Consider the following 24,533-nt stretch of genomic DNA (forward strand, 5'->3'; position numbering starts at 1 on the left):
ATGGCAATCGTGAAAGTTAAGCCGACCTCGCCGGGTCGCCGCGCGATGGTCAAGATCGTCAACAAGGATCTGCATAAGGGCAAGCCGCACGCAGCGCTGCTCGACTCGCAATCCAAGTCGGCGGGCCGTAACAACAACGGCCGCATCACCACGCGTCACCAGGGCGGTGGTCACAAGCAACACTATCGTATCGTCGATTTCCGTCGCAACAAGGACGGCATCGCGGCGAAGGTCGAGCGTCTCGAGTACGACCCGAACCGTAGCGCGAACATCGCGCTGGTTCTGTACGCAGACGGCGAGCGCCGCTACATCATCGCGCCGAAGGGCGTGACGGTTGGCACGCAGCTGATGTCGGGCTCGGAAGCGCCGATTCGCGCGGGTAACACCCTGCCGATCCGCAATATCCCGGTCGGTACGACGATCCACTGCATCGAAATGTTGCCGGGCAAGGGCGCGCAGATCGCACGTTCGGCCGGTACGTCGGCCATGCTGCTGGCTCGCGAAGGCGTCTACGCGCAGGTCCGTCTGCGTTCGGGCGAAATTCGCCGCGTGCACGTCGAGTGCCGCGCGACGATTGGTGAAGTTGGCAACGAAGAGCACAGCCTCCGTCAAATCGGTAAGGCAGGCGCGAACCGCTGGCGCGGTATCCGCCCGACGGTGCGCGGCGTTGCAATGAACCCGGTCGATCACCCGCACGGCGGTGGTGAAGGTAAGACGGCAGCAGGTCGCGATCCGGTGAGCCCGTGGGGCACGCCGACGAAGGGTTATCGCACCCGCAGCAACAAGCGCACGACGACGATGATCGTCCAGCGCCGTCACAAGCGTTAAGGAGTAGGCAATGACACGTTCTGCTAAAAAAGGTCCGTTCTGCGACGCTCATTTGCTGAAGAAAGTTGAGTCGGCCGCATCTACGCGTGACAAGAAACCAATCAAGACCTGGTCGCGTCGTTCGACGATTCTGCCGGACTTCATCGGTCTGACGATCGCCGTTCACAACGGCCGTCAGCATGTTCCGGTGTATGTGACGGAAAACATGGTCGGCCACAAGCTTGGCGAGTTCGCACTGACCCGTACGTTCAAGGGTCACGCGGCCGACAAGAAGGCCAAGAAATAAGGGGCTATCAAGATGGAAGTGAAAGCAATTCATCGCGGTGCCCGCATCTCGGCGCAGAAAACGCGCCTTGTGGCTGACCAGATTCGTGGTTTGCCGGTCGACAAGGCGCTGAACGTCCTGACGTTCTCGCCGAAGAAGGCGGCGGGTATCGTCAAGAAGGTCGTGCTGTCTGCGATCGCGAATGCGGAACACAACGAAGGCGCCGACATCGACGAGCTCAAGATCACGAGCATCTACGTCGACAAGGCCGCTTCGCTGAAGCGTTTTACCGCGCGCGCAAAGGGTCGTGGTAACCGCATCGAGAAGCAATCCTGTCACATCACTGTGACGGTCGGGAATTAAGGAGCCATACGATGGGACAGAAAATTCATCCGACTGGCTTCCGTTTGGCCGTCAGCCGCAATTGGGCGTCGCGCTGGTACGCGAACAACAACAATTTCGCGGCGATGTTGCAGGAAGACATCGGTGTTCGTGAATACCTGAAGAAGAAGCTGAAGAACGCGTCCGTCGGCCGCGTGGTGATCGAGCGTCCTGCAAAGAACGCACGCATCACGATTTTCAGCTCGCGTCCGGGTGTCGTGATCGGCAAGAAGGGCGAAGACATCGAACTGCTGAAGGCCGAGCTGCAAAAGCGCATGGGCGTTCCGGTTCACGTCAACATCGAAGAAATCCGCAAGCCGGAAACCGATGCTCAGCTGATCGCCGATTCCATCACGCAGCAGCTCGAGCGCCGGATCATGTTCCGCCGCGCGATGAAGCGTGCGATGCAAAACGCGATGCGTCTTGGCGCCCAAGGCATCAAGATCATGAGCGCGGGCCGTCTGAACGGTATCGAAATTGCACGTACCGAGTGGTATCGCGAAGGCCGCGTGCCCCTCCATACGCTGCGCGCCGATATCGACTACGCGACGTCGGAAGCGAAGACCACGTACGGCATCATCGGCGTGAAGGTGTGGGTCTACAAGGGCGACACCCTCGGCCGTAACGAAGCGCCGGTGGTGGAAGAAGTCGCGGAAGAGAAGCGTCCGCGTCGCAACGCACGTCCGGGTGGCGATCGCCGTCCGCGCCGTGACGGTGAAGGTGCGCCGGCTGGTGCACGCCGCGGCGGTCCCCGTCGTGGTGGCGCCGGCGGTGACGCGAAGAGTGGAGAATAACGATGCTGCAACCGAAACGCAGAAAGTATCGCAAAGAGCAGAAGGGTCGTAACACCGGCAAGGCGACGCGCGGCAACGCGGTGTCGTTCGGTGAGTACGGTCTGAAGGCTATCGGTCGCGGCCGTTTGACCGCGCGTCAGATCGAAGCGGCGCGTCGTGCCATGACGCGTCACATCAAGCGTGGCGGCCGGATCTGGATCCGCATTTTCCCGGACAAGCCGATTTCGCAAAAGCCGGCCGAAGTGCGTATGGGTAACGGTAAGGGTAACCCTGAGTACTACGTCGCGGAAATTCAACCGGGCAAGATGCTGTACGAAATGGACGGTGTCTCCGAAGAACTGGCGCGCGAAGCGTTCCGTCTGGCTGCAGCCAAGCTGCCGCTCAAGACGAACTTCGTGATTCGCCAGCTCGGCGCCTAAGGAGTAAACGATGAAGGCATCTGAACTTCACCAGAAGGACCAGGCCGCGCTCAACCAAGAGCTGTCGGACCTGCTGAAGGCGCAATTCGGCCTGCGCATGCAACTCGCGACCCAGCAGCTCACTAACACGAGCCAGCTGAAGAAGGTTCGTCGCGACATCGCACGTGTGCGGACTGTCCTGACTGAAAAGGCGAACCAGAAATGAACGATAGCGTAAAAACCTCGCTCAAGCGGACGCTGGTCGGCAAGGTCGTCAGCAACAAGATGGACAAGACGGTTACCGTGCTGGTCGAGCACCGCGTGAAGCATCCGATCTACGGCAAGTACGTCGTGCGCTCGAAGAAGTATCACGCGCATGATGACGCGAACACGTACAACGAAGGCGACCTCGTCGAAATCCAGGAAACCCGTCCGATCTCGAAGACGAAAGCCTGGGTTGTGTCGAAGTTGCTCGAAGCGGCTCGCGTGATCTGAAGTAGAAGTACGGCGACGCAGTAAGTCGTTAGTGTCGCAGTAAGTTTCGCTTGCAAGACCGAGATTGTTTGTTATAATCTCGGTCTTCCCTCTTTGTGGGAGCCCCGTCGCGGGCGAAACTGGTGGGGGAAGCCGGTTCAGGCGCCAGCCTGTATCGACAGATTCACCGGATTGCGATGGCGGGTTTCGTCTGCCCTCGCTGCCTGTTCTAACCCAAGCAGCCGATTGGCTGACGGGACCAAGACTGACCGGATGTGCCATGGTGGTGCGACCGGATTAAGTTGGGAAAGATAAACCATGATCCAGACCGAAACTCGGCTTGAAGTGGCCGACAACACGGGTGCACGTGAAGTCATGTGCATCAAGGTGCTCGGCGGCTCGAAGCGTCGTTACGCTAGCATTGGCGACATCATCAAGGTGACCGTCAAGGAAGCGACGCCGCGCGGACGCGTGAAGAAGGGCGAAATTTATAACGCCGTGGTCGTTCGCACGGCCAAGGGCGTGCGCCGCCAGGATGGCTCGCTGATCAAGTTCGACGGCAATGCCGCCGTTCTTTTGAATACGAAGCTCGAGCCGATCGGCACGCGTATCTTCGGGCCGGTCACGCGTGAACTGCGTAGCGAACGATTCATGAAGATCGTTTCGCTCGCGCCGGAAGTGCTGTAAGGAGTCGCGATGAACAAGATTCGCAAAGGTGACGAAGTCATCGTCATCACCGGCAAGGACAAGGGCAAGCGCGGCACCGTGCTGGTCGTTGCGGAAGACCGTGTGACGGTCGAGGGCATCAACCTCGTCAAGAAGCACGTGAAGCCGAACCCGATGAAGGGTACGACGGGCGGCGTGGAAGCCAAAACGATGCCGCTGCATATTTCGAACGTCGCATTGGTCGACGCGAACGGCAAGGCATCACGCGTTGGCATCAAGGTCGAAGACGGCAAGAAGGTTCGCTTCTTGAAGTCGACCGGCGCCACGTTGAACGCCTGACGCGGAGTTAAAAAATGGCTCGTCTGCAAGAGATTTATAAAGAAAAGGTTGTGCCGCAACTGGTTGAAAAGTTCGGTTACAAGTCGGTCATGGAAGTGCCGCGCCTCACCAAGATCACCCTGAACATGGGTCTTGGCGAAGCCGTCGCTGACAAGAAGGTCCTTGAGCACGCCGTTGGCGACCTCACGAAGATCGCCGGCCAGAAGCCGGTTATCACCAAGTCGCGTAAGGCAATCGCTGGTTTCAAGATCCGCGAAGGCTACCCGATTGGCACGATGGTTACCCTGCGTGGCAATGCCATGTACGAATTCCTGGACCGTTTCGTGACGGTTGCGCTCCCCCGTGTGCGCGACTTCCGTGGCGTGTCGGGCAAGGCGTTCGACGGCCGTGGTAACTACAACATCGGTGTGAAAGAGCAGATCATTTTCCCCGAAATCGACTACGACAAGATCGACGCGCTGCGTGGGCTGAACATCAGCATCACGACGACTGCGAAGACCGACGAAGAAGCAAAGGCATTGCTCGCCGGCTTCAAGTTCCCGTTCAGAAACTGAGGTTACCGTGGCTAAACTGGCACTGATCGAACGTGAAAAGAAGCGTGCGCGCCTGGCTGCTAAGTACGCTCCGAAGCGTGCTGAACTGAAGGCTGTGATCGACGACGCAAGCAAGTCGGACGAAGAGCGTTACCTCGCCCGCCTGTCGCTGCAACAACTGCCGCGTAACTCGAACCCGACTCGCAAGCGTAACCGCTGCGCGATCACGGGCCGTCCGCGTGGCACGTTCCGCAAGTTCGGACTCGCGCGTAACAAGATTCGTGAAATCGCGTTCCGCGGCGAAATCCCTGGCCTCACCAAGGCGAGCTGGTAATAGGAGAAACATAAATGAGCATGAGTGATCCTATCGCCGATATGCTGACTCGCATCCGCAATGCGCAGATGGTCGAGAAAGTTTCGGTGACTATGCCCTCGTCGAAAGTCAAGGTTGCGATTGCGCAGGTTTTGAAGGACGAAGGTTATATCGACGACTTCGCAGTGAAGGCTGAAGGTGCGAAGACGGAATTGAATATCGCGTTGAAGTACTACGCTGGCCGTCCGGTTATCGAGCGCCTCGAGCGCGTCTCGAAGCCTGGTCTGCGTGTGTACCGCGGTCGCAACGACATCCCGCAGGTCATGAATGGCCTCGGCGTTGCAATCGTATCGACGCCGAAGGGTGTGATGACCGACCGCAAGGCGCGCCAGAACGGCGTCGGCGGCGAAGTCATCTGCTACGTCGCTTAACGCCGAAGGGAGAGGAAACATGTCTCGAGTAGGTAAAAGCCCGATCGCGCTGCCGCAAGGCGCGGAAGTGGCCGTCAATGGCGACGTCATCACCGTGAAGGGTCCGCTCGGCACGATCTCGCAAGCGGCCAATCCGCTCGTGAACGTGGCGAACGAAAACGGCACGCTGAACTTCGCGCCGGCTAACGAAAGCCGTGAAGCAAACGCGATGTCCGGCACGATGCGCGCCCTGGTGGCGAACATGGTGTCAGGCGTCACCAAGGGTTTCGAGCGCAAGCTGACGCTGGTTGGCGTTGGTTATCGTGCGCAAGCGCAAGGCGACAAGCTGAACCTGTCGCTGGGTTTCTCGCACCCGGTGGTGCACCAGATGCCGGAAGGCGTCAAGGCTGAAACCCCGTCGCAGACCGAAATCGTGATCAAGGGGATCGACAAGCAGAAAGTCGGACAAGTCGCAGCAGAAGTGCGCGGCTATCGTCCGCCGGAGCCTTACAAGGGCAAAGGCGTGCGCTATTCCGACGAGGTCGTGATCCTCAAAGAAACGAAGAAGAAGTAAGGGTGCGCAATCATGGATAAGACTCAATCTCGCCTGCGCCGCGCTCGTCAGACGCGTATCAAGATCGCTGAGCTGCAGGTCGCGCGTCTCGCCGTGCATCGCACGAATACGCACATCTACGCGCAAGTGTTCTCGGCATGCGGCACGAAGGTGCTGGCAAGCGCATCGACGCTCGAAGCCGAAGTGCGTGCTGAGCTGGCCGACAAGTCGGGCAAGGGCGGCAACATCAACGCTGCAACCCTGATCGGCAAGCGTATTGCCGAGAAGGCCAAGGCTGCCGGCATCGAATCCGTCGCCTTTGACCGCTCGGGTTTCCGCTACCACGGCCGCGTGAAAGCGCTGGCTGACGCGGCGCGCGAAGCCGGGCTCAAGTTCTAAGGGAAGAATTCGTCATGGCAAAGATGCAAGCGAAAGTTCAGGCTGACGAACGCGACGACGGCCTGCGCGAAAAGATGATTTCGGTCAACCGCGTGACCAAGGTCGTGAAGGGTGGCCGGATTCTCGGTTTCGCCGCACTGACCGTGGTTGGCGACGGCGATGGCCGCGTCGGCATGGGCAAGGGCAAGGCGAAGGAAGTTCCGGTCGCCGTTCAGAAGGCAATGGAACAAGCCCGCCGCAACATGTTCAAGGTGCCGCTCAAGAACGGTACGTTGCAACACGAAGTGCACGGCAAGCATGGCGCTTCCGCAGTCCTCCTCGCTCCGGCGAAGGATGGTACTGGCGTGATCGCCGGCGGTCCGATGCGCGCAGTGTTCGACGTGATGGGCGTGCAGAACGTGGTGGCAAAGAGCCACGGCTCGACGAATCCGTATAACCTCGTTCGTGCAACGCTCGACGGTCTGCGCAAGCAGTCGACGCCGGGCGACATCGCGGCGAAGCGCGGCAAGTCCGTCGAAGATATTTTGGGCTAAGCCTCGAGGTCATCATGTCTGAGAAAACTGTCAAGGTTCAGCTCGTCAAGAGCCTGATCGGGACTCGCGAAACGCACCGCGCGACGGTGCGTGGCCTCGGCCTGCGCCGCCTCAACTCGGTTAGCGAGCTGCAGGACACGCCGGCTGTGCGCGGGATGATCAACAAGGTCGCGTACCTCGTTAAGGTCATCGGCTAAGCGCCCGACCCACGGATCCAAGGAGTTGAACATGGAATTGAATAACCTGAAGCCGGCGGAAGGCTCGAAGCACGCTAAGCGTCGCGTCGGTCGCGGCATCGGTTCGGGCCTCGGCAAGACCGCAGGCCGCGGCCACAAGGGTCAGAAATCGCGTTCGGGCGGCTTCCACAAGGTCGGCTTCGAAGGCGGTCAGATGCCGCTGCAGCGTCGCCTGCCGAAGCGTGGCTTCACGTCGCTGACGAAGGAATTCGTCGGTGAAGTGCGCCTCTCTGATCTGGAGAAGCTGCCGGTCGACGAAATCGATCTGTTGGCGCTGAAGCAAGCGGGTCTGGTCGGCGAGCTCATCAAGAGCGTGAAGATCATCAAGACCGGCGAGATCACCCGCAAGGTCACGGTGAAGGGTCTGACGGCAACGAAGGGCGCCCGTGAGGCAATCGAAGCCGCTGGCGGCTCGTTCGCCGAGTAACGCGCTTTCGCCGTTACTAGCACTAGCATCGGAGAAGGTTCTTGGCTAACAGCCCGAGTCTCGCAAAACCCGGTCGAAGCGCGGCGAAATTTGGCGATCTGCGTCGGCGTGCAGTGTTCCTGCTGCTGGCGCTGGTCGTCTACCGCATTGGTGCGCACATTCCGGTCCCCGGCATCGATCCGGATCAACTGGCCAAGCTGTTCCAAAGCCAGTCGGGCGGCATCCTTGGCATGTTCAACATGTTCTCGGGTGGCGCACTGTCACGATTCACGATCTTTGCGCTGGGCATCATGCCCTACATTTCGGCTTCGATCATCATGCAGTTGCTGTCGATCGTTTCGCCGCAAATGGAGGCATTGAAGAAGGAAGGGCAGGCGGGGCAACGGAAGGTTACGCAGTACACGCGTATCTTCACCGTGGTGCTCGCGACCTTTCAGGCGTTTGGTATCGCGGTAGCGCTGGAAAATCAGCCTGCTCTGGTGCTGGACCCCGGCATGGTGTTCCGGTTGACCACGGTCGTGACGCTCGTAACGGGCACGATGTTCCTGATGTGGCTGGGTGAGCAGATCACGGAGCGCGGTCTCGGCAACGGTATCTCGATCATCATCTTCGGTGGCATCGCGGCGGGCTTCCCGAACGCGATCGGCGGGCTCTTCGAGCTTGTCCGCACCGGTTCGATGAGCATCATCTCGGCGATCATCATCGTCGTGCTGATTGCGGCGGTCACGTATCTGGTCGTGTTCATCGAACGCGGTCAGCGCAAGATCCTCGTGAACTATGCGAAGCGCCAGGTCGGTAACAAGATTTACGGCGGACAGTCGTCTCATCTGCCGCTGAAGCTGAACATGTCGGGTGTGATTCCGCCGATCTTCGCGTCGTCGATCATCCTTTTCCCGGCAACCATCCTGAACTGGTTCAGTTCGGGTACGCGTACCGGTTGGGTCGCAAACACGTTGCATAGCGTGGCCGAGGCCATCAAGCCTGGTCAACCCGTGTACGTGCTGCTGTATGCGTTGGCGATTGTTTTCTTCTGCTTCTTCTACACCGCACTGGTGTTCAACAGCCGAGAGACCGCCGACAACTTGAAGAAGAGCGGTGCATTCGTTCCGGGTATCCGTCCGGGCGATCAGACTGCACGGTATATCGACCGCATCCTCACGCGTCTGACGCTGGCTGGTGCGATCTACATTGTGTTCGTCTGTCTGTTGCCTGAGTTTTTGGTGTTGCGCTGGAACGTGCCGTTTTATTTTGGTGGAACGTCGCTGCTGATCATTGTCGTCGTCACAATGGACTTCATGGCTCAGGTGCAGTCGTACGTCATGTCGCAACAATACGAATCGCTGCTCAAGAAGGCAAACTTCAAGGGCGGCAACGTCCCGATGCGTTAATTAGGACTATGGCCAAAGACGATGTAATCCAGATGCAGGGCGAGGTCATAGAAAACCTCCCCAACGCTACTTTCCGGGTGAAATTGGAAAATGGCCATGTCGTCCTGGGACACATTTCTGGAAAGATGCGGATGCACTACATCCGCATCCTGCCAGGCGACAAGGTTACGGTTGAATTGACGCCTTACGATCTGTCTCGTGCACGGATCGTGTTCCGGGCGAAGTGATTTGAAAAAAGGGTAATATCATGAAAGTGATGGCATCGGTTAAGCGCATTTGCCGCAATTGCAAGATCATCAAGCGCAAGGGCGTTGTGCGCGTGATTTGCAGCTCTGATCCGCGCCACAAACAGCGTCAAGGCTGAACGCCGCGCTTTTGCTTGCGCTTTTTGTTTGAGGAAAAACAATGGCTCGTATCGCAGGGGTTAACATCCCGAATCACCAGCATACCGAGATCGGCCTGACGGCAATCTTCGGCATCGGACGCACGCGTTCGCGCGGCATTTGCACCGCTGCTGGTGTGGAATTTTCGAAGAAGGTCAAGGACCTCACCGACGCAGACCTCGAAAAGCTGCGTGACGAAGTGGGCAAGTTCATCGTCGAAGGCGATCTGCGCCGTGAAGTGACGATGAACATCAAGCGCCTGATGGACTTGGGTTGCTACCGCGGCATGCGTCATCGCAAGGGCCTGCCCCTGCGTGGCCAGCGTACGCGCACCAACGCCCGTACTCGCAAGGGTCCGCGTCGTGCAGCGCAATCGCTGAAGAAGTAAGCGGAACTGACAGTTACAGGAAAACGTAATGGCTAAGGCTTCGAACAACTCCGCGGCGCAACGCGTTCGCAAGAAGGTCAAGAAGAACGTCGCCGAGGGCGTGGTTCACGTTCACGCGTCGTTCAACAACACCATCATCACGATCACGGACCGTCAAGGTAACGCGCTGGCATGGGCGACCTCCGGTGGTCAGGGTTTCAAGGGCTCGCGTAAGTCGACGCCGTTTGCAGCTCAGGTCGCAGCCGAATCGGCTGGCCGCGTGGCAATGGAATACGGCGTGAAGAACCTCGAAGTGCGGATCAAGGGCCCTGGCCCTGGCCGTGAATCGGCGGTGCGCGCGTTGCATGGTCTTGGCATCAAGATCACCGCGATCTCCGACGTGACGCCGGTCCCGCACAACGGTTGCCGTCCGCCGAAGCGTCGCCGCATCTAAGGCGACGACGCGAGCGCATGTTCCTGCTGATGCGTAAGTATCGGCGGGTTTCGTGCGTGATGAATTTGACTAAGCCCACCGTTCGGCCCAAAGGGTTCGGACTAGCGCGAACGAGAGTTCGCGTGATTAATTTTTAAGGATTCAACGTGGCACGCTATACCGGTCCTAAAGCCAAGCTGTCCCGCCGTGAAGGCACCGATCTGTTCCTGAAGAGCGCACGCCGCTCGCTCGCCGACAAGTGCAAGCTTGACAGCAAGCCCGGCCAACACGGCCGCACCTCGGGCGCACGTACGTCCGACTACGGCACCCAATTGCGCGAAAAGCAAAAGGTGAAGCGTATCTACGGTGTGCTGGAGCGTCAGTTCCGCCGCTACTTCGCCGAAGCCGACCGCCGCAAGGGCCCGACGGGCGAAAACCTGCTGCAATTGCTCGAGTCGCGTCTCGACAACGTCGTGTATCGCATGGGCTTCGGCTCGACGCGCGCTGAAGCGCGTCAGCTCGTCAGCCACAAGTCGATCATGGTGAACGGTCAAGTCGTGAACATCCCGTCGATGCAAGTCAAGTCGGGCGACGTCGTCGCCGTTCGCGAGCAGTCGCGCAAGCAGGCTCGTATCGTCGAGGCGCTGTCGCTGGCCGAGCAAGGCGGAATGGCGAGCTGGGTGTCGGTCGACGCGAAGAAGTTCGAAGGAACGTTCAAGTCGATGCCGGAACGCAGCGATATCGCTGGCGACATCAACGAAAGCCTGATCGTCGAATTGTATTCGCGTTAATCGCGCGGTAATCGGATTAGCAGCCGGGGAGCCTGATTGCTCATGGCAAATCGGCATCCTCGGCTGTTTAATTTTCAGGTTGTTACCGGTCAGCCTTATCGGTGTAACGAGCCGAGGGTATTGAAAAGGAAAACCTATGCAAACCAGTTTGTTGAAGCCCAAGATCATTGCAGTTGAATCGCTTGGCGAGAGCCATGCGAAAGTGGTTATGGAGCCGTTCGAACGCGGCTATGGCCACACCTTGGGTAACGCGCTTCGGCGCGTGCTGCTGTCGTCGATGGTGGGCTACGCGCCGACCGAAGTGACGATCGCGGGCGTCGTGCACGAATACTCGACGCTCGATGGTGTGCAAGAGGATGTGGTCAACCTGCTGTTGAACCTGAAGGGCGTCGTCTTCAAGCTGCACAACCGCGACGAAGTCACGGTGACGCTGCGCAAGGAAGGCGAAGGCGTGGTCACGGCCGGCGATATCGAACTCGCGCACGATTGCGAGGTCATCAATCCGGATCACGTGATTGCTCACCTGTCGAAGGGTGGCAAGCTCGACGTTCAAATCAAGATCGAGAAGGGCCGTGGGTATGTGCCTGGCAACGTTCGTCGCTATGGCGAAGAGTCGGGCAAGATCATTGGCCGCATCGTTCTGGATGCGTCGTTCTCGCCGGTGCGCCGCGTGAGCTATGCAGTGGAAAGCGCGCGTGTCGAACAGCGTACGGACCTCGACAAGCTCGTGATGAACATCGAAACCAACGGTGTGATTTCGCCGGAAGAAGCGATCCGTCAATCGGCCCGCATTCTGGTCGATCAACTGTCGGTGTTCGCAGCACTGGAAGGCACGGAAGCCGCAGCGGAAGCGCCGTCGCGCGCACCGCAGATCGATCCGATCCTTCTGCGTCCGGTGGACGATCTGGAACTCACGGTTCGTTCCGCGAACTGCCTGAAGGCCGAGAACATCTACTACATCGGCGATCTGATCCAGCGCACGGAAAACGAGCTGCTGAAGACGCCGAACCTCGGTCGCAAGTCGCTGAACGAGATCAAGGAAGTGTTGGCCTCGCGTGGCCTGACGCTCGGCATGAAGCTCGAAAACTGGCCGCCGGCTGGTCTCGACAAGTAAGAGCGTCGACACGCTGTAACTGGCATAGACGCGGATTTTGCTTTAGAATCCGCGTCTTGCTTTTTCTTCGACCGGCCCGTGCGCAGCCGTATTCCGGCAAAGCGCAATAGAAGAGCTGGATCAAAACTCGTTAAAGGAACTGAAAATGCGTCACAAGCATGGTTTGCGGAAACTGAACCGCACGAGCAGCCACCGTCTGGCAATGCTCCGTAACATGTCGAATTCGCTGATCGAGCACGAAGTCATCAAGACGACGCTGCCGAAGGCCAAGGAACTGCGTAAGGTCGTCGAGCCGCTGATCACGCTCGGCAAGAAGCCGTCCCTGGCAAACCGCCGTCTGGCGTTCAACCGCCTGCGCGACCGTGATTCCGTCGCGAAGCTGTTCGACGTTCTCGGCCCGCGTTACGCGAACCGTCCGGGTGGCTATCTGAGCATTCTGAAGTTCGGTTTCCGTGTCGGCGACAACGCTCCGATGGCGCTGGTCCAACTGATGGATCGCCCGGAAGTCGAAGAAACCGAAGAAGTTCAGGAAGCTGAATAAGTTCGGTAAGTGGTTCAGCGAAAAGGCCAAGCTCTGCTTGGCCTTTTTGTTTTTGGCGACGGCGACGGCGTCAGTTCGTGCATGACGATGCGGGTCAGTCGCGAATGCTACGATATCAGGCGTGGTCCGAACTCTATGGAGCCGTAGGTGAATGTTCCTGTCGTTCTAATGCTGACGACACTGCCCGACGCCGAATCGGCGGGCGCGCTCGCGCAGGCGGTTCTCGAAGCACGGCTGGCCGCGTGCGTGACCAGGCTCGGCGCGGTGGAGTCGCACTACCACTGGAAGGGCGCGCTGGAATCGTCGGAGGAAGTGCAGGTGCTGCTCAAGACGAGCGTCGCGCGCAGCGAAGAATTGCAGCGCTTCGTCGAGGCGCGGCATCCCTATGAAACGCCCGAAATCCTCGTCTGGCAGGCGGATGCGTCGCCGGGTTACGGTCAATGGGTCAATGCAGAAACGCAGCGTCCTCTTCATGTTTGAGCTTTCTCGTAGCGCCGCGCGTCGCGTCTTCGGCGCGTTCGTCCTGTTGATGATGTTTTGCGCGGTCATCGGTGTGGCGCGCGCAGACGACGACTTCCTCGATCCCGCCGTCGCCTTCAAGTTCAGCGCCTCCGAGCAGCCGGGCGAAGTCGACGTGCGATACAAGATCGCCGACGGCTATTACATGTACCGCGAGCGGTTCGCGTTCGCGGTGAAGAACGGTGACGCCATCATCGGCGCGGCGCAACTGCCGGCCGGAAAAGTCCACTTCGACCGGACGTTCAACAAGGATGTCGAGACGTATCGCGGCGAACTGGTCATTCGCATCCCCGTTGCGCAGGCGAAGGGACCGTTCGAGCTCGCTGTGACGTCGCAGGGTTGCGCTGAAAAGGGCATCTGTTATCCGCCGATGGAGCGCACCTATCGCGTGAAGGGCGCGGCGCTTCAGGCCGCGGGCGCGTCACCGTCGACGCGCTCGGCGGCCGATGCATCGCAATCCTGGTTCGATCGCGCGACGAGCGCCGACTACGCGCAGTCGATGCTCGAAGGCGGGGGATTCTTCGCCGTCGTCGGGTTGTACTTCGTCGCCGGGATGGTGCTGAGTCTGCTGCCGTGCTCCTATCCGATGATCCCGATCTTGTCGGCGATCATCGTCGGTGAAGGCGCGCGGGTGACGCGCTCCCGTGGGTTCGCGCTCTCTGCGTGCTACGTGGTCGGGATGGCGCTCGTCTATACCGTGCTCGGCGTGGCGGCGGCGCTGATCGGCCAAAGCCTCGGGGCCTGGCTGCAGAACCCGTGGGTGCTGGGCACGTTCGGCGTGCTGCTCGCGAGCTTCGCGGTCGCGCTCATCTCAGGAGTCGATATCGCCTTGCCCGAGCGGTGGCAAAGCAGCGTGAACGAGGCGTCGCAGAAGCGCACAGGCGGCAAGTTCGCGGCGGTCGCCGTCATGGGTGCGTTGTCCGCGCTCGTCGTCGGCGCGTGCATGACGGCGCCGCTGTTCGCGGTGCTCGCGTTCATCGCGCATACCGGCGATGCGATGCTCGGCGGCGCGGCGCTATTCGCGATGGGCATCGGGCTCGGCGTGCCGTTGCTCGTCATCGGACTAGGCGCGGGTTCGATACTGCCGCGCGCCGGCGCCTGGATGGACAGCGTGAAAGTGTTCTTCGGCGTCGTGCTGCTTGCTGCGGCCTTGTGGATCGTCTGGCCGGTGGCCGGCGATGTCGCGCGGATGTTGCTGAGCGCGCTGTGGCTGCTGATCGCGGCTGCGTCGCTTGGTTTCTTCGCGCGCGGCGCGGCGACGCCGACGAATGTCTGGACGCGTCTGGGACGCGGAGTCGGAGCGGCGCTCGCTGTCTGGGCGGCGACGCTGCTTGTCGGCCTCGCGGCAGGCTCGACTGACCCACTGCGTCCGCTGGCGGTGCTGGCGTCGCGCAGTGGCGGAACAGCGACGAACGGTGCGCCGAACCAGGGGCCGATCTTCGCGCCGGTGCGAACGTCGGCGGAACTGGATTCTGCGGTGAAGGCGGCCGCGCGCCCCGCGATGCTCGACTTCTATGCCGACTGGTGCGTGTCCTGCAAGGAAATGGAGAGCCTGACGTTCTCGGATGCGCGGGTGCAGGCGCGCCTCGCGCAACTCAATCTGCTGCGCGCGGACGTAACCGCGAACAGCGCCGACGATCAATTCCTCCTCAAGCGCTTCAAGCTGTTCGGCCCGCCCGGCATCATTTTCTTCGATGACAAGGGCAACGAGGTGGCGCGGGTCGTCGGCTATGAATCGGCCGACAAGTTCCTGAAGAGCCTCGACAAGCTGGGTCCTTCCAATGGATAAAAAAAGGCGATGCCGCGAGGCATCGCCCTTTTCGCATCAGCAGCGCAGATTTACTTCGATGCCCGCAGGATGCGCGCCGCGTCGAGCGCGAAGTACGTCAGCACGCCGTCCGCGCCCGCGCGCTTGAAGGCGAGCAGCGATTCCATCATCGCCTTGTCGTGATCGAGCCAGCCGTTTTGCGTGGCGGCCTTGATCATCGCGTATTCGCCGCTGACCTGATACGCATACGTCGGGAAGCGGAACTCGTCTTTCACGCGCCGCACGATGTCGAGATACGGCATGCCCGGTTTGACCATCACCATGTCCGCGCCTTCTTCGATGTCCATGCGCACTTCGCGCATCGCTTCATCGGAGTTCGACGGGTCCATCTGATACGTCATCTTGTTGCCCTTGCCGAGATTCGCCGCCGAACCGACCGCGTCACGGAACGGGCCATAGAACGCCGATGCGTATTTCGCGGCATACGCCATGATGCGCGTGTGAATGTGCCCGTCGCTTTCGAGCATCTCGCGGATCGCGCCGATGCGGCCATCCATCATGTCCGATGGCGCGACGATATCGACGCCAGCTTCCGCCTGCGTGCGCGCCTGCTCGACGAGAATCTCGCTCGTTTCGTCGTTCTTCACGTAGCCGTCTTCATCCAGCACGCCGTCCTGGCCGTGGCTCGTATACGGATCGAGCGCGACGTCCGTCAGCACGCCGAGCGCCGGGAAGTTCTTCTTGAGTTCGCGCACGGCGCGCGGAATCAGGCCTTCCGGATTCGTCGCCTCGCGGCCGTCGGGCGTCTTGATGGACGGTTCGATCGCCGGGAACAGCGAGATCACCGGCACGCCGAGTTCGACGCATTGCTCGGCCACCTTCATCAGCAGATCGACGGACGTGCGCTCGACGCCGGGCATCGACGGAATCGACTGACGCTCATTCGTGCCTTCGACGATGAAAACCGGGTAGATCAGATCGTTCGTGGTGAGGATGTTCTCGCGCATCATCCGGCGCGAAAAGTCATCGCGACGCATGCGGCGCGGACGATGATGGGGATAGAAACTCATGACGTGACTCGATGTGATGTGCTTCGGAAGGAGATCGGAAACGTGGTTCCGGGGCGCTCGAGCCATATGGGACAAGCCCGCCCGCGTCGCGGAAACGTTTTGAGACAATGGTATATCATACCGATCGAGCAACGCGCTTGCGCCGCGCTCCCCGCTTCTCCTCCCTGAGCGGGCGCCAATCGTTATGCGATTAGGCTGTTGACCCGCCGTTACGCGGCGGGTTTTTTTATGTTTGCCTGCGCCGACGACCTGATCGGGCCGCTCGTGCCGTCACTCTGCCGCGTCGCCGGACGCCGCCTGTTCGGGAATCAGCCAGCTCTCGATCAGTTCATGCGCTTCGTCGAGACCGGTGCGCTTGAGCGCCGAGAAAAGCTGCACGCTCAACTCACCGCGATACCCCGCCGCCTTGTACTCGCCGAATGCTTTCTGCGTCGCCCGCAGTGCGTTGGTCATCTCCTGTCGCGTCAATTTGTCGCATTTTGTGAGAAGCGCGTGGATCGGCTTACCGGTCGGCGCGAACCAGTCGATCATGATCCGATCCAGTTCGGTCAACGGACGGCGCGAATCCATCATCAGGATCATGCCGCGCAACTGCGCACGGCTTTGCAAATAGGTGGACAGCAATTGCTGCCAATGCGCCTTGGCCGCGCCCGGCACTTCGGCGTAGCCGTAGCCCGGCAAGTCGACGAGATGCGCGACGGGCGCGTCCTTCGGACCGACCGCGAAATAGTTGATGTGCTGCGTGCGTCCGGGCGTCTTGCTGGCGAACGCAAGCCGCTTCTGATTGCAGAGGATGTTGATGGCGGTGGACTTGCCGGCATTCGACCGCCCGGCGAACGCGATTTCCGGCTGCGTAGTCGGCGGAAGGTCGCGCAGATGATTGACGGTGGTGAAGAAGCGAGCTTGATGGAGCAGAAATGACATTGGCGGGCGATCGAGAGAGAGGCGATGACTGAAGCCTTGAGAACCCCGGCAAATACTGGGCATGCCCCGACTGGCGTCTTTGCGTGTAGCGGGTTATTGTACAATACGACGGATTTTTAAAGACCCGCAGGGCGTAAGATCCAGGGCCGCAGGCGTTGCCCAACAAGGAGCGAGACAGTTTTCAGGGCATCTTTGGAGCCCTTTCGTTCGGGTATCTTGCGGCATGTTCGGTTGCCGTCGTTTTTTGCAGAACCTCACATTCTCACAAGACGAAAAACAGGGTACGCGAATGAACCGACTGTACAGGTCTCTGGTGGTGCTCAAGGCAGCGGCGGCTTTCGGTTTCGGTGCAAGTTTGAGTGGGTTTGCGGTATCGGCGAGCGCGGCGGAGTCCGCCCAGCCGGCCAAGCCCGATGTCACGAGAGGGCAGGCCATCGCCACCCAGGTTTGCGCGGCGTGTCATGCGGCGGACGGCAACAGCGCCGGCGCCGCATTTCCGAAGCTCGCGGGCCAGCACGCGGAATACATCGTCAAGCAGTTGAAGGATTACAAGACGCAGCCGGGCGCGAAAGCGCCGGCGCGCAACAATCCGATCATGACGGGCATTGCGAGCGCGCTGTCGGATCAGGACATGGTCAACGTCGCCGCGTACTTCGCTTCGCAAAAGGCCAAGCCTAACTATGCGCGCGACAAGAACACCGTCGCGCTCGGCCAGAAGATCTACCGTGGCGGCATCGCGGACAAGGGCGTGCCGGCGTGCGCCGCCTGTCACGGTGCAACGGGCCTGGGTATCCCGGTGCAATATCCGCGATTGTCGGGGCAGTGGGGCGATTACACCGCCGCGCAGTTGAACGCCTTCGCGCAGGGCACGCGCAACAATAGCGAGCCGATGCACGCCATCTCGTCCCGCCTCAACGATTCCGAGATGAAAGCGGTAGCGGATTACATCGCCGGATTGCATTAAACGCAGCACGCAGCGTCCAGCGGTTCCCGGCTGAAAAGCAAGAAAGCGCGGAATCGCCCATACTACGATACGAAGCCGGCCCACAGAGGCAGGCGCGAGAACAAGAAAAGGGTGGGACGTCGGTCGGTCAGACCGTTGGCGTCTCCACCCTTTTTTGCTGTCAGCCGGAGTTTGAATGAGCGTCACCACATCGGGTATGCAGTCGAAGTCTAGCCGCCGCGCCATCAGGCATTTCGTCGAACTCGTGAGTTCGATGCGTTTCGCCATCGCCTTGCTGGTCATATTGGCAATAGCGAGCATCATCGGGACGGTGCTTACGCAAGAAGACCCGTACCCGAATTACGTAAACCAGTTCGGCCCGTTCTGGGCGGACATTTTCCGCGGCCTGAGCCTCTACACCGTCTACAGCGCGTGGTGGTTCATGCTGATCCTGATCTTTCTGGTGATCTCCGTGTCCCTGTGCGTGGTGCGCAATGGCCCGAAGATGATCGCCGACATCAAGAGCTGGAAAGACCGCGTGCACGAAGGCAGCCTGCGCGCGTTTCATCACAAGGGCGAGTTCGTGACGCCGGCGAATCGCGCGCAGAGTGCGGCGACGCTCGAGCGCCTCGGCACGAAGATGGGCTACCGGTTCATCCGGCGCGAGACGGACACCGGTGCGACGCTCATCGCCGGCAAGCGCGGCGCGCTCACGAAGATTGGCTATATCTCGGCGCACTTGGCGATCGTCGTCATCTGTATTGGCGGGCTGCTCGACAGCAACCTGCCGATCAGGCTGCAAATGTGGCTGTTCGACAAAACGCCGATCAACTCCAACGCCGTCATCAACGACATTCCGGCCGAGCATCGCCTGTCCACGTCGAACCCGACTTTCCGCGGCTACGCGTGGGTGCCGGAAGGGCAGTACGTCGGCACCGCGATTTTGAATCAGCCGGGTGGCTCGATCATTCAGGATCTGCCGTTCTCGATACAGCTCGACAAGTTCATCGTCGATTACTACTCGACCGGCATGCCGAAGCTCTTCGCGAGCGATATCGTCGTGATCGATCACAAGACCGGCAAGCGCATTCCGGCGCGTATCGAAGTGAACAAGCCGTTCACGTATGAAGGCGTGTCGATTTATCAGTCGAGCTTTCAGGACGGCGGCTCGAAGCTCGAAATGACCGCCTGGCCGATGGCCGGCGGCAGCGCAAAGACGTCGCCCGTGAACGGGACCATCGGCGGCAGCGCGCCGATTGGCGCGCAGTTCGCGGGCGCGAAGGGCGAAACGGTCGAATTCACGGACTTCCGCGCGATCAACGTCGAAAACATGACGGACGGCAGCGGCACGCCGGACGCACGCGGCGTCGGCAAGAAGGAGACGCTGCGCAATGCGTTCGACGAGCGCCTCGGCTCCGGCGCGAAAACCTCGAAGCCGACCGATCTGCGCAACGTCGGCCCGTCGGTGCAATACAAGGTGCGCGGCACGGACGGCCAGGCGCGCGAGTACAGCAACTACATGCTGCCGGTCGATGTCGGCGGGCAGCGAATGTTTCTCGCCGGCATGCGCGTGAGCCCGAACGACCCGTTCCGCTATCTGCGCATTCCCGCCGACGAGCAAGGTTCGGTCAAGCAGTGGATGGAACTGCGCGCCGCACTCGCGACGCCCGCAACGCGCGCCGAAGCGGCGCATCGTTTTGCACTGCGTTCCGTGCCGCCGACGAACGTGGAGATGCAGAAGCATCTGGAGGAGAGCGCGACCCGTGTGCTTAACCTGTTCGCCGGAGCGGACGAAACCGGCGCGGCAGCCACGAATCCGCAGATGATTGGCGGCTTCCAGAGTATCGCGGGTTTTATCGATCGCTCTGTGCCGAAGGGCGAGCAGGAGAAAGCCGCGGGCCTTCTGATGCGCATGCTCGAAGGCGCGATGTGGGACGTCTGGCAGATTTCCCGCGAACAGAACGGCCTGCCCGCCGCGAAAATCGACGAGAAGAGCACCGCGTTCGTGCAGGCGTCGATCAACGCGCTTTCCGACAGCTTTCTGTACGGTTCTCCCGTCTTCCTGCAACTGGATACGTTCAAGCAGATCCAGGCTTCGGTATTCCAGTTGACGCGCGCGCCGGGTAAAAAAGTGGTGTATCTTGGCAGCCTCCTGCTGGTGGTCGGCATTTTCTCGATGTTCTACGTGCGCGAACGCCGGCTCTGGTTCTGGCTCAAAGATACAGGACAAGGCGGCGCAAGCGTGCTGATGACGATGTCCACCGCACGCCGCACGCTCGACTTCGAGAAGGAGTTCGAGCGCACCCGCGCCGCGGTGGCGGCGGCTCTCGGCGCATCGCCGGTCGATCCGGCTGCGGCGAACGCGCCCGTCGCCGCCTCGTCGCAATCGACATCCGAAGCTGCCAGCTCGGAAGTTTCATCACGGTAAGATCATGGACCTCACACAGAATTCCTCTCACGCCTCCGCCAAGACGGAACGTCCGGCATCCGGCCTTCCCGATGCCGGCGCGTTCGACGATCGTCCGTTCTTCCGCAAGCTCGGCGCGCTCGACTGGCTGTTCGCCCTCGCGATGGTCGCGGGGGCGGGCTTCGCGCTGAATCGGTATCACGCGTACATGGACGTGTACGACATGGCCGTGCTGGTCGGCGCGGTGCCAACGTTCGTCGTCCTCGGCTGGCGCTGGAAACCGGTGCGCTTGCTGATCGCGTTGATCGCGGTACTGGCTTTGTCATCGATTCAGCTTTATCAGCACGACCTCGCCCGCGCGGACACCAATTTCTTCCTCAAGTATTTTCTGTCGAGTCAATCTGCGATTCTGTGGATGAGCGCGCTCTTCATTCTTGCGACGCTGTTCTACTGGATCGGCTTGCTGACGCGCTCGCAGACGGGCGGCGCAATCGGGTCGCGCATGACGTGGGTCGCGGTGCTGATGGGCTTCACCGGTCTCATGGTGCGCTGGTACGAGTCGTACATGATCGGCAGCGACGTCGGCCATATTCCCATCTCGAACCTGTATGAAGTGTTCGTGCTGTTCTGCCTGATCACTTCGCTCTTTTATCTCTACTACGAACAGCATTACGCGACCCGCCAGATGGGCGCGTTCGTGCTGCTCGTGATCAGCGCGGCGGTCGGCTTCCTGATGTGGTATTCGATCGCCCGCGACGCGCAGCAGATTCAGCCGCTCGTGCCCGCGCTGCAAAGCTGGTGGATGAAGATCCACGTGCCGGCGAACTTCATCGGCTACGGCAGCTTCGCGCTCTCGGCGATGGTCTCGGTCGCGTATCTGGCGAAGCAGCGCGGCGTGCTGGCCGACCGCCTGCCGTCGCTCGAAGTGCTCGACGACGTCATGTACAAGTCGATCGCCGTCGGTTTCGCGTTCTTCACCATCGCGACGATTCTCGGCGCGCTGTGGGCGGCGGAAGCGTGGGGCGGCTACTGGAGCTGGGACCCGAAGGAAACCTGGGCGCTGATCGTCTGGCTGAACTACGCGGCGTGGCTGCACATGCGGCTGATGAAGGGCCTGCGCGGCGCGGCGGCGGCGTGGTGGGCGCTGACGGGCCTCATCGTGACGACGTTCGCGTTCCTCGGCGTCAACATGTTCCTGTCGGGCTTGCACAGCTACGGCAAGCTTTGATCCGGCCGCATCGAAAGGAAAAGACCGCCACGCATCACGCTGGCGGTTTTTTTTCGTTCTAACGTGGAATACGGGCACCGGCCGTGCTGTTTGCACCGGTAACGACGAATGCAAAGGGAGTCGTCTCATGTGGATCAAACGTAATGGCGCGCTTTACGGCGACGACATCGACAGCAGCGAAATCACGCCGCGGCACGTATTCGAAAATCGGCGGCGCGTGTTGCAGTCGATGGGCGCACTCGCCGCCACGGGTCTCGCCGGCGCGAGCGGTATCGCGCACGCGACGCTGACTTCACCGGATGCCAAAGGCCAGAAGCTCGCAGCGACGACGAACCCGAAATTCGTCGCGCTCGACAAGCCCACGTCGCTCAAGGACATCACGACGTACAACAACTTCTACGAGTTCGGTACCGACAAGAGCGATCCCGCGCAGCACGCGAGCACGCTGCGTCCGCGGCCGTGGAAAGTGTCGGTCGAAGGCGCGATCAAGAATCCGAAGGTGTATGACATCGACGAGATGCTCAAGATTGCGCCGCTGGAAGAGCGCGTCTATCGGCTGCGTTGCGTCGAAGGCTGGTCGATGGTGATTCCGTGGATCGGCGTCTCGCTCTCGGAACTGATCAAGCGCGCCGAGCCGACGGGCAACGCGAAATACGTGCAGTTCATCAGTCTGGCCGATTCGTCCCAGATGCCCGGGCTGTCGACGCCCATCCTCGATTGGCCGTACTCCGAAGGCCTGCGCATGGACGAGGCGATGAACCCGCTCACGCTGCTGACCGTCGGCCTATACGGCGAAGTGCTGCCGAACCAGAACGGCGCGCCGGTCCGGATCATCGTGCCGTGGAAGTACGGCTTCAAGAGCGCAAAGTCGCTGGCGAAAATCCGCTTCGTCGAAAAGCAGCCGCCGACGAGCTGGAACACTTACGCGCCGAGCGAGTATGGCTTCTATTCGAACGTGAATCCGTACGTCGATCATCCGCGCTGGAGCCAGGCGACGGAGCGGCGCATCGGCGAGGACGGCTTTTTCGCGCCGAAACGCAAGACGCTGATGTTCAACGGCTACGGCGATCAGGTCGCATCGTTGTATCAGGGCATGGACCTCAACAAAAACTTCTGAACCATGCCGACCGCATCTGAAATCAAACGCGCTACCGCCGCCGCGCCACAGGCTCGAAACTGGATCGCGCCTGCCAAGGTCGCCGTCTTCATCGCGATGCTTTACCCGTTGGCGCGCATCGTCGTGCTTGGCATCACGTCAGGGCTGGGCGCGAATCCGATCGAATTCATCACGCGCTCGACGGGGCTCTGGACGCTCGTCTACCTGTGCATCACGCTCGCCGTCACGCCGGTGCGACGCCTGACGGGCGTGACCGCGCTCGTGCGTTTTCGCCGCATGATCGGGCTATATGCATTCTTTTTCGCCGTGCTGCACTTCACGACGTACATCTGGTTCGACAAGTGGTTCGACGTGGCGGAGATGCTGAAGGACATCGGCAAGCGGCCATTCATCACGGTGGGCTTCGCGGCTTTCGTGTTGCTGATTCCGCTCGCGGTGACATCGCCCAAGGCGATGGTGAGGAAGCTCGGCCGCCGCTGGCAGACGCTGCATCGGACGATCTATCTCATCGCGGCGCTCGCCATCCTGCATTTCTGGTGGATGAAGGCAGGCAAGCACGATTTCGAATTGCCCAAGATTTACGGCGCAATCGTGATCGTGTTGCTGGGCTGGCGCCTGGTCGCGTGGCTTCGGGCGCGGAACGCACGCACGTAAAAAAAGCGACGCTCGTCGAGCGTCGCCTTCGTTCTTTCGTCGACCGCGTGAAGCGGCTCAGTCCGGCAGAATCGATTCCCCGGCGAACAACTGTTTGACCTCTTCGCGCGCTCGCACGACGCGCACGCTCTCGCCGTCCACCATCACTTCGGCGGCGCGCGGGCGGGTGTTGTAGTTCGAGCTCATCACGAAGCCGTACGCGCCCGCCGAGCAGACCGCGAGCAGATCGCCCGGTTCGACGGCCAGATCGCGATCGCGCCCGAGCCAGTCGCCGCTTTCGCAGACCGGACCGACCACGTCGTACTTGTGCGCCGGCGCATCGCGCTTCGCGACCGGGACGATGCGATGAAACGCCTCGTACATCGCGGGGCGCGCGAGATCGTTCATCGCGGCATCGACGATGGCGAAGTTCTTCTCCTCGCCCGGCTTCAGGAATTCGACACGCGTCAGCAAGATGCCCGCGTTGCCGACGAGCGAGCGCCCCGGCTCGAAATACACTTCGCGCTGTCCGTGGCCGCGCTTCTCGATGTGATCGAGCAACGTGCGCACGAAATCGCCGATATCGGGCGGAGTTTCGTCGTCGTACGTGATGCCGAGGCCGCCGCCGACATCGACGTGACGAATGCTCATGCCGTCCGCTTCGATCTGTTCGACGAGTTCGAGCAGCTTGTCGATGGCATCCAGATACGGGCTGATTTCCGTAATCTGCGAGCCGATGTGGCAGTCGATGCCGACCACGTCCAGGTTCGCCATCGCGTGTGCGGCGCGGTAGGTCGCGCGGGCGTCGCTGAAGGCTACGCCGAACTTGTTCGACTTCAGGCCCGTGGAGATATACGGATGCGTCTTCGCGTCGACGTCCGGATTCACGCGCAAGGAAACCGGCGCGCGCTTGCCGAGCGATTGCGCCACGTCGTTCAGCGCATGCAGCTCGGGAATCGATTCCACGTTGAAGCACTTAACGCCGGCTTCGAGCGCTTCGCGCATTTCCGCCGCCGTTTTGCCGACGCCCGAAAACACCGTGTTCCCGGCTTTCCCGCCGGCAGCGAGCACGCGCGCCAGTTCCCCCGACGACACGATGTCGAAGCCCGCGCCCAGACGCGCGAACACATTGAGGACGGCGAGGTTGCTGTTGGCCTTCACCGCGACGTGAACGCTCGCGCGGCGGCCGGCGCACGCATCGGCGTAAGCGCGATAGGCGCGCGTCAGCTCATCGCGGGAATAGACGTAGAGCGGCGTGCCGAACTGCTGCGCGAGCGACGCGGCGGAAACGCCTTCGGCGTGAAGTGCGCCGTCGACATAATGGAATGCGGAATCACTCATGCGTGTGCGCGGGTGGA

35 protein-coding genes are annotated in these 24,533 nt (G+C 60.8%); 32 read left to right on the forward strand and 3 right to left on the reverse strand.

Translation table 11 applies throughout. The features are described 5' to 3' along the window. From rplB to dsbD, 27 genes are all read left to right on the forward strand, one after another. Entirely contained in the window at positions 1-828 is an 828-nt protein-coding gene (rplB, locus tag LDZ21_RS01355) for a 50S ribosomal protein L2 (RefSeq protein WP_035967600.1), read from the forward strand. A 10-nt stretch (positions 829-838) separates the two neighbouring features. Beyond that, positions 839-1,114 (forward strand): 30S ribosomal protein S19, encoded by a 276-nt coding sequence (gene rpsS / locus LDZ21_RS01360; RefSeq protein WP_035967602.1) that lies wholly within the window; start codon positions 839-841, stop codon positions 1,112-1,114. Between the two features lie 12 nt (positions 1,115-1,126). Then, positions 1,127-1,456 carry a 50S ribosomal protein L22 gene (gene rplV, locus LDZ21_RS01365; RefSeq protein ID WP_007730533.1) on the forward strand — a complete coding sequence of 110 codons (330 nt, stop codon included), beginning with the start codon at positions 1,127-1,129 and terminating at the stop codon, positions 1,454-1,456. Between the two features lie 11 nt (positions 1,457-1,467). After that, positions 1,468-2,268: a 30S ribosomal protein S3 gene (rpsC, locus tag LDZ21_RS01370; RefSeq protein WP_035967604.1), complete on the forward strand. Its 801-nt coding sequence runs from the start codon at positions 1,468-1,470 to the stop codon at positions 2,266-2,268. Positions 2,269-2,270: 2 nt separating this feature from the next. Further along, positions 2,271-2,687, forward strand: coding sequence for a 50S ribosomal protein L16 (gene rplP / locus LDZ21_RS01375; RefSeq protein WP_035967605.1), 417 nt, complete (start codon positions 2,271-2,273; stop codon positions 2,685-2,687). 10 nt (positions 2,688-2,697) lie between these two features. Beyond that, positions 2,698-2,892, forward strand: coding sequence for a 50S ribosomal protein L29 (rpmC, locus tag LDZ21_RS01380; protein ID WP_035967606.1), 195 nt, complete (start codon positions 2,698-2,700; stop codon positions 2,890-2,892). Next, positions 2,889-3,161 carry a 30S ribosomal protein S17 gene (gene rpsQ, locus LDZ21_RS01385; protein ID WP_035933074.1) on the forward strand — a complete coding sequence of 91 codons (273 nt, stop codon included), beginning with the start codon at positions 2,889-2,891 and terminating at the stop codon, positions 3,159-3,161. The genes rpmC and rpsQ overlap by 4 nt, the downstream gene beginning before the upstream one ends. A gap of 297 nt (positions 3,162-3,458) precedes the next feature. Further along, entirely contained in the window at positions 3,459-3,827 is a 369-nt protein-coding gene (gene rplN, locus LDZ21_RS01390) for a 50S ribosomal protein L14 (RefSeq protein ID WP_006998478.1), read from the forward strand. 9 nt (positions 3,828-3,836) lie between these two features. Next, positions 3,837-4,145, forward strand: coding sequence for a 50S ribosomal protein L24 (rplX, locus tag LDZ21_RS01395; protein ID WP_035967607.1), 309 nt, complete (start codon positions 3,837-3,839; stop codon positions 4,143-4,145). A 14-nt stretch (positions 4,146-4,159) separates the two neighbouring features. Beyond that, complete coding sequence (gene rplE / locus LDZ21_RS01400; RefSeq protein WP_014192474.1) at positions 4,160-4,699, forward strand: 50S ribosomal protein L5; 540 nt, start codon at positions 4,160-4,162, stop codon at positions 4,697-4,699. Positions 4,700-4,706: 7 nt separating this feature from the next. Beyond that, positions 4,707-5,012: a 30S ribosomal protein S14 gene (rpsN, locus tag LDZ21_RS01405; protein WP_035967609.1), complete on the forward strand. Its 306-nt coding sequence runs from the start codon at positions 4,707-4,709 to the stop codon at positions 5,010-5,012. 14 nt (positions 5,013-5,026) lie between these two features. Next, complete coding sequence (rpsH, locus tag LDZ21_RS01410) at positions 5,027-5,422, forward strand: 30S ribosomal protein S8 (protein WP_035967610.1); 396 nt, start codon at positions 5,027-5,029, stop codon at positions 5,420-5,422. 19 nt (positions 5,423-5,441) lie between these two features. Continuing rightward, entirely contained in the window at positions 5,442-5,975 is a 534-nt protein-coding gene (rplF, locus tag LDZ21_RS01415) for a 50S ribosomal protein L6 (protein WP_035967612.1), read from the forward strand. Positions 5,976-5,987: 12 nt separating this feature from the next. After that, complete coding sequence (rplR, locus tag LDZ21_RS01420; protein WP_035967614.1) at positions 5,988-6,353, forward strand: 50S ribosomal protein L18; 366 nt, start codon at positions 5,988-5,990, stop codon at positions 6,351-6,353. A 14-nt stretch (positions 6,354-6,367) separates the two neighbouring features. After that, positions 6,368-6,886: a 30S ribosomal protein S5 gene (rpsE, locus tag LDZ21_RS01425; RefSeq protein ID WP_244793886.1), complete on the forward strand. Its 519-nt coding sequence runs from the start codon at positions 6,368-6,370 to the stop codon at positions 6,884-6,886. Between the two features lie 14 nt (positions 6,887-6,900). Beyond that, positions 6,901-7,083 (forward strand): 50S ribosomal protein L30, encoded by a 183-nt coding sequence (rpmD, locus tag LDZ21_RS01430; protein ID WP_035967615.1) that lies wholly within the window; start codon positions 6,901-6,903, stop codon positions 7,081-7,083. A 31-nt stretch (positions 7,084-7,114) separates the two neighbouring features. Then, a complete protein-coding gene (gene rplO, locus LDZ21_RS01435; protein ID WP_035967616.1) occupies positions 7,115-7,549 on the forward strand; it encodes a 50S ribosomal protein L15 in 435 nt (144 codons plus the stop codon). Between the two features lie 41 nt (positions 7,550-7,590). Further along, positions 7,591-8,937: a preprotein translocase subunit SecY gene (gene secY, locus LDZ21_RS01440; protein WP_035967617.1), complete on the forward strand. Its 1,347-nt coding sequence runs from the start codon at positions 7,591-7,593 to the stop codon at positions 8,935-8,937. An 8-nt stretch (positions 8,938-8,945) separates the two neighbouring features. Continuing rightward, a complete protein-coding gene (gene infA, locus LDZ21_RS01445) occupies positions 8,946-9,164 on the forward strand; it encodes a translation initiation factor IF-1 (RefSeq protein ID WP_004521905.1) in 219 nt (72 codons plus the stop codon). A gap of 20 nt (positions 9,165-9,184) precedes the next feature. After that, complete coding sequence (gene rpmJ / locus LDZ21_RS01450) at positions 9,185-9,301, forward strand: 50S ribosomal protein L36 (protein WP_004199844.1); 117 nt, start codon at positions 9,185-9,187, stop codon at positions 9,299-9,301. A gap of 41 nt (positions 9,302-9,342) precedes the next feature. Further along, positions 9,343-9,708: a 30S ribosomal protein S13 gene (gene rpsM / locus LDZ21_RS01455; protein ID WP_008344037.1), complete on the forward strand. Its 366-nt coding sequence runs from the start codon at positions 9,343-9,345 to the stop codon at positions 9,706-9,708. A gap of 28 nt (positions 9,709-9,736) precedes the next feature. Further along, positions 9,737-10,141, forward strand: a complete 405-nt coding sequence (rpsK, locus tag LDZ21_RS01460) for a 30S ribosomal protein S11 (RefSeq protein WP_006052224.1) — start codon at positions 9,737-9,739, stop codon at positions 10,139-10,141. A 146-nt stretch (positions 10,142-10,287) separates the two neighbouring features. Continuing rightward, positions 10,288-10,911: a 30S ribosomal protein S4 gene (rpsD, locus tag LDZ21_RS01465; RefSeq protein ID WP_244793887.1), complete on the forward strand. Its 624-nt coding sequence runs from the start codon at positions 10,288-10,290 to the stop codon at positions 10,909-10,911. A 136-nt stretch (positions 10,912-11,047) separates the two neighbouring features. Then, positions 11,048-12,025 (forward strand): DNA-directed RNA polymerase subunit alpha, encoded by a 978-nt coding sequence (locus tag LDZ21_RS01470; RefSeq protein ID WP_035967625.1) that lies wholly within the window; start codon positions 11,048-11,050, stop codon positions 12,023-12,025. A 145-nt stretch (positions 12,026-12,170) separates the two neighbouring features. Further along, a complete protein-coding gene (rplQ, locus tag LDZ21_RS01475) occupies positions 12,171-12,566 on the forward strand; it encodes a 50S ribosomal protein L17 (protein ID WP_008344047.1) in 396 nt (131 codons plus the stop codon). A 147-nt stretch (positions 12,567-12,713) separates the two neighbouring features. Then, positions 12,714-13,046, forward strand: a complete 333-nt coding sequence (gene cutA, locus LDZ21_RS01480) for a divalent-cation tolerance protein CutA (RefSeq protein WP_244793888.1) — start codon at positions 12,714-12,716, stop codon at positions 13,044-13,046. After that, complete coding sequence (dsbD, locus tag LDZ21_RS01485) at positions 13,039-14,874, forward strand: protein-disulfide reductase DsbD (RefSeq protein ID WP_244793889.1); 1,836 nt, start codon at positions 13,039-13,041, stop codon at positions 14,872-14,874. Before cutA ends, dsbD begins: the two co-directional genes overlap by 8 nt. Before the next feature lie 50 nt (positions 14,875-14,924). Here the strand turns inward: dsbD and hemB are convergent, their stop codons facing one another. Both hemB and yihA read right to left on the reverse strand, forming a co-directional pair. Beyond that, a complete protein-coding gene (hemB, locus tag LDZ21_RS01490) occupies positions 14,925-15,923 on the reverse strand; it encodes a porphobilinogen synthase (RefSeq protein ID WP_035967629.1) in 999 nt (332 codons plus the stop codon). 270 nt (positions 15,924-16,193) lie between these two features. Next, positions 16,194-16,847: a ribosome biogenesis GTP-binding protein YihA/YsxC gene (yihA, locus tag LDZ21_RS01495; protein WP_244793890.1), complete on the reverse strand. Its 654-nt coding sequence runs from the start codon at positions 16,845-16,847 to the stop codon at positions 16,194-16,196. A gap of 289 nt (positions 16,848-17,136) precedes the next feature. Here yihA and LDZ21_RS01500 point away from each other — a divergent pair, with 289 nt between their 5' ends. The 5 genes from LDZ21_RS01500 to msrQ all read left to right on the forward strand — a co-directional run bounded on the left by LDZ21_RS01500 (position 17,137) and on the right by msrQ (position 23,196). Further along, positions 17,137-17,811 carry a c-type cytochrome gene (locus LDZ21_RS01500; protein ID WP_244793891.1) on the forward strand — a complete coding sequence of 225 codons (675 nt, stop codon included), beginning with the start codon at positions 17,137-17,139 and terminating at the stop codon, positions 17,809-17,811. Positions 17,812-17,986: 175 nt separating this feature from the next. Next, a complete protein-coding gene (locus LDZ21_RS01505; RefSeq protein WP_244793892.1) occupies positions 17,987-20,218 on the forward strand; it encodes a cytochrome c biogenesis protein ResB in 2,232 nt (743 codons plus the stop codon). 4 nt (positions 20,219-20,222) lie between these two features. Then, positions 20,223-21,425: a c-type cytochrome biogenesis protein CcsB gene (gene ccsB / locus LDZ21_RS01510; protein ID WP_244793893.1), complete on the forward strand. Its 1,203-nt coding sequence runs from the start codon at positions 20,223-20,225 to the stop codon at positions 21,423-21,425. Positions 21,426-21,552: 127 nt separating this feature from the next. Further along, positions 21,553-22,542: a protein-methionine-sulfoxide reductase catalytic subunit MsrP gene (msrP, locus tag LDZ21_RS01515; RefSeq protein WP_244793894.1), complete on the forward strand. Its 990-nt coding sequence runs from the start codon at positions 21,553-21,555 to the stop codon at positions 22,540-22,542. A gap of 3 nt (positions 22,543-22,545) precedes the next feature. Then, positions 22,546-23,196, forward strand: a complete 651-nt coding sequence (msrQ, locus tag LDZ21_RS01520; RefSeq protein WP_244793895.1) for a protein-methionine-sulfoxide reductase heme-binding subunit MsrQ — start codon at positions 22,546-22,548, stop codon at positions 23,194-23,196. 57 nt (positions 23,197-23,253) lie between these two features. Here the strand turns inward: msrQ and lysA are convergent, their stop codons facing one another. Further along, the gene (gene lysA / locus LDZ21_RS01525) at positions 23,254-24,516 is read right to left on the reverse strand and encodes a diaminopimelate decarboxylase (protein ID WP_244793896.1); all 1,263 of its coding nucleotides are present in this window, start codon (positions 24,514-24,516) and stop codon (positions 23,254-23,256) included. Between the last annotated feature and the right edge of the window lie 17 nt (positions 24,517-24,533).

This window comes from Caballeronia grimmiae, assembly GCF_022879615.1.
Classification (GTDB): Bacteria; Pseudomonadota; Gammaproteobacteria; order Burkholderiales; family Burkholderiaceae; genus Caballeronia; species Caballeronia grimmiae.